The organism is Oceanobacillus salinisoli, assembly GCF_009733865.1.
Classification (GTDB): Bacteria; Bacillota; Bacilli; order Bacillales; family Amphibacillaceae; genus Oceanobacillus; species Oceanobacillus salinisoli.
Genome location: NZ_WOFB01000054.1, coordinates 1 through 8,376, shown reverse-complemented (window position 1 = coordinate 8,376; position 8,376 = coordinate 1). Strand labels below are relative to the sequence as shown.

The window sequence follows — 8,376 nt, the reverse complement described above, 5'->3', positions numbered from 1 at the left end:
CCGTACGTCGCTAAACGGGCGCTTGCGCTTTTGTTCTTTATCATGCAATAACATGGACTCTGAATCATTTGTGAATGGAAAAGGTTTTAATCACGTGATTAAATGCGCTGTTAAATCCCCACTTCAAGAATGATAAGTGGGGATACAGCGGTAAACTCCTGATTCATTCTGCTAATTAATGTGGCATCTAGAAGCGAAACCGTCCCCATGCTTCTTGTTTTTCTTCATTTCTGCGATGGCAGCTTGAATTTCTTCCATTTTTTCTCCATCCAGCTTGTAGAATTTCATTGCGATAATCGAAATGACCCAGCCAATAATTGGGATGCCAAAGGCTATAAACAGTGTCATTAAGAATAGTGACATTGTCAGTGTTTCACCTAATTGGGGAAAATCATCTGTGTACCCTATAAGTGCAACCAAAAATCCTACAATTGTTGGGGATAAGGATGATACCAGCTTGTCAACAAAGGAAAACAATGCCGACATCATTCCCGGTACATATCGACCAGTTCGGTATATTTCATAGTCTGAAGTATCAGCAATCATTGGGATGACAATTGATGGAGTCAAGGTCGATATCCCTCTGCCTAAACTATATAAAATCAGGAATATTACAGTTGCAATACTAAAGTTTTCAAAATTAGCTGCTTCTGGATTGTCCAGTACTAGGAAGAACACAATGAGTAAACCAAAGGAAGCAACTCCAAGCCATGAGAATCTGACTAAAGCTTTTTTCATACCCGTTCTTCTAGCCATGGAAACCCCTGCAAAAGTAATGAAGAGTCCCGGTATGATGGTGATTAGGGAGATGGTCCCACTTAAAGCAATTCCCTAGTATAATACCGAATAACATGACATTAACAGGCTGCTGCTGCATGGTAGTACTAGCCAATTCCGTCGATGCTGAAATAACCAGCATTTGATATTGGGCGATTCCCTTTCAGTACTGGCCAATAATCACGGAATTTCGTTTGCACTGTCTGTTCAGCCAATCCGAAAAATTCTTTTCTGTTTTTGGTACGAATAGCGATGGTTGCTAAAATCGTAAATACGATGGACATGCTAATTGCTAATGTATGAAACTCGACAAAAAGATCTATCGTAAGTCTTCATATTTTCCGACAAGATAATTGGATACATATACTTGTCCTAAAGCGAATAGCAAAATATTATAAACAGAATCAAAAATGGAAAACATCGGACGCTGTTTCGGATGATTCGTTAATACTTGTTTGTGCAGACCTTGTAACTGAGGTTTGCATCGTATAACCGATAATGTAAATAACATATGTAATAATAAATGCAATTAATCGAAATTCTTCCGGCAAATGATGAATATTATACATTAGTAGAAATGCTACAGCTAAAATTAGATTTCCGATCACCATGATTGGCCGGAATTTTCCGTACCTGGATTCTGTTTTATCAATAATAAATCCTATGACGGAATCTGTTATGGCATCAAACGCACGCATGGCAGCGAGAACCGTACTTACTACTACAACGGCTAGACCTACAATCCCTGTGGCATAATAGGTCACAAATCCGATGACGAACAAGTAAATATTGGTTGCGGTATATTTAAAGCAAATAAGGCGATTTGCCGAATTTTCGCGGAATGATAGGAATTATTTTCAACTGTTTGTTTAGGCATCTCGCTTTCTCCTTATAAATTACATCTGCATAAGATTAGTTTGTGCACAAATTGATAAATTCATGCTTGTTGACTGAAAAAGTATATGGGGGTGGTTCTCACAGATTTCTTCGAGGCTTCCTATTGTAAGCTTTAGGAAGCAGATGAAACGTCACCATGAATCAGATTATGGTAAACTAATTATAAAAATTGTTTTTTTGTTTTTGGGAAGGAGTCCGGTAATTTGGATTTACATAAAAAAGTTTCTAAGCTTTCGAAAGAGGAATTAGTTGAATTAGTCATGGATTTAGTTGAAGAGGATGAGGATGTTCAAAAGAAGTTGGAGTTTAAACTCCTCACCCCTAGAGACGAAGTAAAGGCTAGTAAACAATTAATTCGAAAATACATCAACGAGAATAAGAGGCGGGGATTCATCTCCTGGCGAAATGTTCATGCTGCACTGCAAGGAGCAGAGATGGTCCTTGATAAAGGCAGGAATAAGCTTGTCAATGGGGAAGAGGAAATGGCCGTTCGCCTGGGGATTACGGTCCTTTCTACAGTAATTGACATGCTTCAATACACAGATGATTCAGGTGGAGATATTGATTTTGTTGTGAATAAAGCGCTCACCCTTCTGCAGGATGCCTCTTCCATGGTGCTTCTATCTGCGGATCATCGGGTACAGGATAATATGTTCGACTTACTATTAAAGGAATCGATGCACAAGCGCTATGATGGATGGAATGATACGCGTCATGAGCTTCTGAATGTATGTACGATATATTCTGCGCATTCTTCAGCAAGGCTAAAGCTGGAAGAAGAACTGGATAAGCTTTATACGCAGATTTCTACTGAAAATTCCCTGTCATCGGATTATGATCAGGAACTAATTAAAAAACTGCAGCTGAAAATTCTTGAGCGAAATGGAGAAACAGAGAAGGCGGAACAGTTTGTCAAAGAAAATTTGCAATTTGATGAATTTAGGGAAATGGCCATTGCAAAAGAGATGGAAAACGGAAATTATCAGTCGGCTTTAAGCCTTTGTGAAGCTGGGGAAAAGAATGATAGTAAATATCCTGGCCTGATGAAGCAATGGAAGCAATATCGATTACAGATTTATGAAGCGCTGGAGGATATCGTAAAGCAGAAGGAAATCTTACTAGAGTTTGTTTATGATAATGAATATGAAGCATATGGTAAGCTGAAGGATTTATATCCTCCAGAACAATGGAAAATGGTGATAGAGGAAATTTTCGATGGATTGGAAGATAAATCGGGATACTTACCACATATGTATGAGTACATTGCTAAAGCTGAAAACCGCGCAGATAAAATTCTTCAATACTGTGAACTTTATCCGATGACGATTTTAGAACTCTATCCATATTTATTGGAAGAGTATACAGGCAAGGTCGATGAATTATTTAAAAGGCATATTAAAGGAGAAGCGGAACATGCGTCAGAAAGGAAGCAATACCGGAACGTATGTGAGAAATTAAAAATATACAATAATGCGTGCGGGGAATCGAAATTTCAAGATTTAGTGCATGAGTTAAAGCAAATTTATCATCGAAAGCCTGCGTTTGTTAATGAGCTGGAGAAGGTGGAGAAATCGGCGGTATAGGAATTGGATATTTAGTAGAGATATTTGGGGTGTGCCCAAGTATCTTGAACCAGAGAAAGCTGTAAGTACGTCACTTAAGTGGCAAACAGCTGTGTTTAGAATTTAACACCTTTAAAATAATTTAAAATTGTCGTATAATAGTATATATTCCTATTTATCATGTGATTAACTGGCTGTAAGATCCGCACTTCAAGAATTTGGGATATCCAAATATTAGTGAAGGTATGGGCAGCCCGTTAATACTAGATTCGTTCATCTAACAATCTACTGGGGATGAAAAAACCTCAACTGATTGAAGATTCACTTTATATATAATTATCTGATACGGCTGTAATGGAGATAGAAAAGATGTGTGACTGAATCCTACCTTAGCTTGGTGATTAAAAAGGTGTTAACTTTCTTAATTGAACAAGTGCAAATAAGGCTATCACTTGAAATCTTGGCTACTGCCAAGATTTCTATGTGTGACAACTGCATCTTTTTTCCAAATTTTAGTTGAAAAGGTTGGTTAAAATGGGCAACAGAGAAACGAAATCAGACGTTATTTTAATTGGCGCCGGAATTATGAGTGCGACTTTAGGAACACTTTTAAAAGAATTAGAACCAGAGTGTGACATAAAAGTGTTTGAGAAGCTCGCAAAAGCAGGCGAGGAGAGCTCAAACGAGTGGAATAATGCCGGAACAGGGCATGCCGCACTTTGTGAGCTCAACTACACGGTTGAAAAACCAGATGGATCTCTAGATATTAGTAAAGCAATAAAAATTAACGAGCAGTTTCAGATTTCCAAGCAGTTTTGGTCCTATCTTGTAAACAGAAAGCTGTTACAAAATCCTGAGGACTTTATCATGCCCTTGCCTCATATGAGTTTTGTACAAGGGGAACAGAATGTGAACTTTTTAAAGAAACGTTATGAAGCAATGTCAAACAATTCTCTGTTCCGGGGAATGGAGTTCTCCGACGATCCGGAAAAACTGAAGGAATGGATTCCACTTATTATGAAAGACCGGACATCCAATGAACCGGTGGCTGCAACAAAAATCGATTCTGGAACGGATGTTAACTTCGGTTCCTTAACACGGATGTTGTTTGAACATTTAGAGAGTAAAAATGTTGATATACATTACAAACATTGTGTGAAAGATATGAAACGTACAAGTGATGGAAGATGGGAATTGAAGGTTCAGAATCTTGAAAGCGGTAATGTTGAGCGCCATACTGCAAAGTTTGTCTTTATCGGGGGCGGGGGAGGAAGCCTGCATTTACTGCAAAAATCCGGTATCCCTGAAGGAAAACATATTGGAGGATTCCCTGTAAGTGGATTATTTATGTCGTGTAATAATCCGGATGTTGTAGCGCAGCACCATGCAAAGGTTTACGGTAAAGCGAAGGTCGGTGCCCCACCAATGTCTGTGCCGCATCTTGATACAAGATATATCGACAATAAAAAGTCGCTGTTATTTGGACCATTTGCCGGTTTCTCGCCAAAGTTCCTAAAAACCGGTTCCATGTTCGATTTGTTTACTTCCATAAAACCGGATAATCTCTTTACGATGCTGGCGGCAGGTGTGAAAGAAATGTCTTTGACAAAATATTTGATTCAGCAAGTCATGTTATCGAAAGAGCAGCGCATGGAAGAGTTGCGTGAGTTTATCCCGGATGCGAAAGATGAGGATTGGGATTTAGTTGTAGCGGGCCAGCGTGTGCAAGTAATTAAAGATACGGAAACAGGTGGAAAAGGTACGCTCCAATTTGGTACGGAAGTGATTACGGCCGCTGATGGATCCATCGCAGCATTACTAGGAGCTTCACCGGGTGCTTCTACTGCCGTTCATGTAATGCTTGACGTCATTCAAAAATGCTTCCCGCAGTATAGAGAAGAATGGGAACCGAAAATCAAGGAAATGATTCCTTCATATGGTCTGTCACTCATGGAAAACCCGGAGCTTCTGCAGGATATTCATACTTCAACAGCGGAGAAGCTTGGTTTAAATGAGAAAGATCCTGTCTTTAGTTAACTTTTTTGGATTAGAAATCGAAGTTGGGAATGTATTAAAAAATAAAATCATTCGAAATAACCATAGAACCTTTCATCTATCTTTTAGATGGAAGGTTTTTTATTCGCAATTAAAAGCGTTAAAGAGACGTAATAGCAAACAGGTAACTAGAATTTTTACGAGCAAAAAGTAATCTGATGGAGTACATATCCTTTTTACTTGGAATAAAGAAGTTCTCTATTCAGATGAGAAGTAGATTATGAAACGTCCCTTTTATAGGTTATAGCTATACGCGAATCAGAAAACCAGCTCTAGCGTAGGCAGAATACGTAGACTCCTCGAAAATACAAACCGATTTTCTTTGTGCGATGTAGAGCTGCAGTTCGCGTTCCTTGTCCTGTGGGAATAGTACGTTCCGACCCCCGTAGCGGCGGTTTTCCTTGATGAGGCTGAGGCCGTGCTCACGGAAAGCGAACCGGAGCGAATATCGATACAAACGGAATTATTCTGCCGGATCGGAAGCAAGCTCGCTTTTCGTCTTTAGACCAAGCGAGGGCACCACGATAGGAATTTTCATTAGTTCGTATTCTATGTATTTTACGTCAAATACAACACTCTTTTAGAAAACAGTCTTCTGAAAAGAACATCCTCATACTGCCGAAAAATTTTAGTTGTACAAGCACTCTTTTTTGAATAGAAATAAGTAGGTATATCGATTAAAGGAGTGTTCACTTTGGGTGTTTTTTTTAGCTATATTCTATTAGGTTTATCATTGGCAGCACCAATTGGGCCAGTAAATGCAGCCCAGTTGGATAGGGGGATTAAGGGAGGTTTTTTTCCTGCCTGGTTTGTCGGGCTTGGTGCGGTAACAGCGGATGCTATTTATATGTTAATCGTTTATTTGGGCGTCGTTCATGTTGTGGATACGCCATTTGTTCAAACCTTCCTATGGTTATTTGGGGGTTTTGTTTTAATTTATACGGGGATTGAAAGTATGGTGAGTGCGAAGGAAATCAGAAGTAGTGATGATAGGAATAGAGAGCCTTTATTTAAATCATTTTTCGCAGGGTTCATCATGTCCATCACTAATCCGTTAACTATCTTATTTTGGTTAGGGATATATGGTTCCGTCCTTGCCAAAACGGTATCGAGCTATGGGAATGAGGCCTTAATTCTTTACAGCTGTGCAATCTTTATTGGGTTATTAACGTGGGACATAGCCATGGCAGCAGTATCGAGCAGCTTCCGCAAAGTATTGAACACCCGTATACTAACTGGGGTAGCAGTTATTTCGGGGGTGGCACTCATTGGGTTTGGATTCTATTTTGGGTTGCAGGGGATTTTATTATTAATTCAGCATTCATGATTATTGCGGTTCCTTTTTCCACTTTTTGTTCATAAAGAGTACTACAATCCCGATAAGACCAATAATTACCAGACTAATAAGGAATCCAGGACGGTTTGTTTGATTAATTAATGTACCACTAACCCCTGCAATTAACAATAGGATTCCTGCATAGTATTTGAGTTGAGCTTTTTGTGGCACCTTCATTAACTTTCTGGCAGATAGAATAATAAATAACCAATTGTAAAGAAGCATTAAACCAGCAGCAGTAGTGATATAGGTATATATTTTATCTGGGAGGACCAGGGACATGACAATCGATACGGCAATCCCGATTATAAGCAGAACTAATGAAGGAATCGGTACAGCCAATTTTCCTTCCCTTGCAAAAAAGGAAGGAGCATCCCCATCTTCGGCTAAGGAAACGAGGATGGTTGTAACCCCATAAAAGGATGCCACCATCGTAGAAAAACCAGCAATAATTAATGCCCCATTAATAATATGTGGGACAAATCCTAAATCAAAGTCTTTTAGTGCAATAATAAATGGACTTTTTTCTGTATTAAATTCATCCCAGGGCACTAGAACCAATGCTAATGCTAAAGAAATCACGTAAATTGTGACCAGCGATAAAATCATCACTTTTCCTGATTTCGGGGCTTCCTTAGGCTGTTTTAACTGAACAGCCATGAGGCCCATTACCTCAATACCACCGAATGCGTAAAAAGCAAAGATGAGACTGGCCCAAAACCCCATCCATCCTGTCGGAAAAAATGCATCCAAGTTAGAAGGGATATGTAATTGTTTGACACCATCCATCAACCCAAAAACAAAGGCTCCGGCTAACAAGATAAACATCATAATTGCAGCAACCTTCATTACAGCAAATATATTTTCAATTTGACTCAATTTCTTTGCACCCAGTAATAAAACAAGAAGTCCAAGGACGGCATATCCAAGCGCGAATAACCACAAAGGGATATTCGGAAACCAAAACCGTGAAAAAATAGATAGTGCAGTAAGCTGACTGCCCATGATTAGTATTTCGGAAAACCAATATATCCATCCAACACTAAACCCAGCCCAGTGACCATATGCTTGTTTGGCATAGGTACGGAATGCCCCTTTTTCCGGATGACTTGCGGTTAATTTCGCCAATGCGTCAAATACAATATAGGTGACGATTCCGGCCAAAACGATTGCTAGTACAATAGATGGTCCACCATGCTGAATCCCTACACTTGTGCCCAAAAAGAAGCCTGTACCAATTGTACAACCAATTCCAAATAAAGATAGATGCCACCATTTCATATGTTTCTCTTCTTTTTTTGACTCCACTATGATGATCCTCCTTACTGACATTATATAAAATTCCCCAAGTGGTCTTGAAATAAATGATGTAATATTTACAAGTGATTACTGTAAGCGTGTTTTAAAAAGGAGGATAAACGTCGAAGTACCCACTTTCTGTGGAAGCTCGTTGGCTTGCTTTTCCCCTCTCCTCATGTACCTTTTTATGTACACCCCGGTGCCGTGAGTTATGCCGCCAATTGTATATGTTATTAAGTGTGAATCGCCTATATGGATAAGCTCTTTTAAATAAAGTTTCCTTATGCAATTTCCATTTCATCGATAAATAAAAAAACGAGGCTGGGACAAAAAAAGTGATTTAGTTAAAGAAAAATCCGAACGATGATTCAAAATTCTTTAGTTAGAATTCGAATTAGTTCGAATTGTTTCTTTATTGCTTAGCGTACAATGTCAAATACTTTTTTCAAG

At 39.0% G+C, this 8,376-nt stretch carries 7 protein-coding genes; 3 read left to right on the top strand and 4 right to left on the bottom strand.

Features of this window, described 5'->3' with window-relative positions:
* Positions 1-171 precede the first annotated feature (171 nt).
* The 3 genes from GMJ66_RS20860 to GMJ66_RS20850 form a co-directional block, all read right to left on the bottom strand.
* On the bottom strand, positions 172-756 hold the full coding sequence (locus GMJ66_RS20860) for an MFS transporter (protein WP_231514999.1): 585 nt from the start codon (positions 754-756) through the stop codon (positions 172-174).
* A 128-nt stretch (positions 757-884) separates the two neighbouring features.
* A complete protein-coding gene (locus tag GMJ66_RS20855; protein WP_231514998.1) occupies positions 885-1,061 on the bottom strand; it encodes a hypothetical protein in 177 nt (58 codons plus the stop codon).
* Positions 1,062-1,181: 120 nt separating this feature from the next.
* A complete protein-coding gene (locus tag GMJ66_RS20850; RefSeq protein ID WP_231514997.1) occupies positions 1,182-1,541 on the bottom strand; it encodes an MFS transporter in 360 nt (119 codons plus the stop codon).
* 336 nt (positions 1,542-1,877) lie between these two features.
* On the opposite strand from GMJ66_RS20850, the gene GMJ66_RS20170 reads away from it, so the two are divergent.
* The 3 genes from GMJ66_RS20170 (at position 1,878) to GMJ66_RS20160 (ending at position 6,618) form a co-directional block, all read left to right on the top strand.
* Positions 1,878-3,257 (top strand): DUF6880 family protein, encoded by a 1,380-nt coding sequence (locus GMJ66_RS20170; protein ID WP_156292104.1) that lies wholly within the window; start codon positions 1,878-1,880, stop codon positions 3,255-3,257.
* Between the two features lie 513 nt (positions 3,258-3,770).
* Positions 3,771-5,273, top strand: coding sequence for a malate:quinone oxidoreductase (locus tag GMJ66_RS20165; protein ID WP_156292103.1), 1,503 nt, complete (start codon positions 3,771-3,773; stop codon positions 5,271-5,273).
* A gap of 712 nt (positions 5,274-5,985) precedes the next feature.
* Positions 5,986-6,618, top strand: a complete 633-nt coding sequence (locus GMJ66_RS20160) for a LysE family transporter (protein ID WP_156292102.1) — start codon at positions 5,986-5,988, stop codon at positions 6,616-6,618.
* On the opposite strand, the gene GMJ66_RS20155 is transcribed toward GMJ66_RS20160, so the two are convergent.
* Entirely contained in the window at positions 6,619-7,959 is a 1,341-nt protein-coding gene (locus GMJ66_RS20155) for an amino acid permease (protein ID WP_156292101.1), read from the bottom strand.
* Positions 7,960-8,376: the final 417 nt, after the last annotated feature.

What these genes read in the sequence shown, in the direction of transcription:
- GMJ66_RS20860 (WP_231514999.1), bottom strand. Translation starts at nt 756, where the DNA reads ATGGCTAGAAGAACGGGTATGAAAAAAGCTTTAGTCAGATTCTCATGG.
- GMJ66_RS20855 (WP_231514998.1), bottom strand. Translation starts at nt 1,061, where the DNA reads ATGTCCATCGTATTTACGATTTTAGCAACCATCGCTATTCGTACCAAA.
- GMJ66_RS20165 (WP_156292103.1), top strand. Translation starts at nt 3,771, where the DNA reads ATGGGCAACAGAGAAACGAAATCAGACGTTATTTTAATTGGCGCCGGA.
- GMJ66_RS20155 (WP_156292101.1), bottom strand. Translation starts at nt 7,959, where the DNA reads ATGTCAGTAAGGAGGATCATCATAGTGGAGTCAAAAAAAGAAGAGAAA.